Below are 1,184 nucleotides of genomic sequence, written 5' to 3' on the forward strand. Positions count from 1 at the left end.
GGGTATCCGGATTTTAGTGTGGGAAGCCTGTCCTAGCTGTTGCCTGCCTTCCAACTCTTGCCTGTAGGTTTCAGGCTTCTCCAGCCCTTCCTGTCTTCAGCCTTAAATGTGGGATTTGATCTACTACCAGATAGACAGCCTGCTTGCGGCAAGTCTAGGATTCAGCCAACTCACCGGATGCAGGACGCATGGGGAAGCCAGTTCGCCGCCATTGGATCACGTGCTTGGTTGGCCTGTGTTTCGCTGCAGTGCTCGCACCGGCTTGGGCCTCGGACCCGCTGGCGGCGCTCAAGGCGCAGTTCGCGCTCCCCGATGCCAAGGTCGACTACGCCACCGCTAAGCTGACCGTCGATCGCCTGATCGATCCGAACACCGATACCACCGCCGTCCGCCGCGAACTCAATCGCTGGCAGCAGGTGGTTCGCTCGAATGTCCCTGCCGGCGCTAATAGCCGCCAGATGCTCGATGTCCTGCTCAAGACGCTGTACCAGCCCGGCCCTTGGAATGGCGGCAAGCCCTTCAGCTATGACCTGGACGATCCACTGGGCAAGAAGCCGGTCAACAAGCGGCTGGCGACCTATCTGGCGACCCGCAAGGGCAACTGCGTATCGATGCCGATTCTGGTCGCAATCCTGGGGCAGCGGCTTGGCCTGACCATCACACTGTCTACGGCACCAGAACACGTCATGGCGATGTTCGCCGACGACACGCAGCAGGCCTGGGTGTACGTCGAGGCGACCGGCGGCGGCTACAAGCGCGACGAGAGCTACATCCGCGACACCGGGATCAGTCAGATCGCTCTCGATAACGAAAACTACCTGAGGCCACTGCACCCGCACGAGAGCGTAGGCGTGATCGCCAGCACCCTGATGGAGCACTACGCGCGGGAGGGCGACGGGGACGCATTGATGGCGGTTGCCGACTTGGCTTTGACCGCCAACCCGAAGGATACGGTGGCGATGGTCTGGAAAGCCAACGCCTATTACCTACAGATCCAGGCGCGTTATCAGAAGAAGTACCCGAACGCCTCCGATATCCCGGCGGACAAAGTTGCGGACTTCCAGCGCCTCAGCCGGGAGAACCTGGCTTGGTTTGAGAAGGCCGAGGCGTTAGGCTGGGCCCAGAGGACACCCGAGCAGGATGCGGCTTACCTGCAATCGATCCAGCGCGAGAAGACGAAGAGG

General features: G+C 61.1%; 1 protein-coding gene. It reads left to right on the plus strand.

Going from position 1 to position 1,184, the window contains the following annotated elements:
• Positions 1 to 188: 188 nt before the first annotated feature.
• Positions 189 to 1,184, plus strand: a 996-nt coding sequence (locus tag K7B09_RS13070) for a transglutaminase-like domain-containing protein (protein ID WP_223629903.1), incomplete at its 3' end; no start/stop codon positions are given.

The organism is Thermomonas beijingensis (assembly GCF_020034655.1).
GTDB classification, from domain to species: Bacteria; Pseudomonadota; Gammaproteobacteria; order Xanthomonadales; family Xanthomonadaceae; genus Thermomonas; species Thermomonas beijingensis.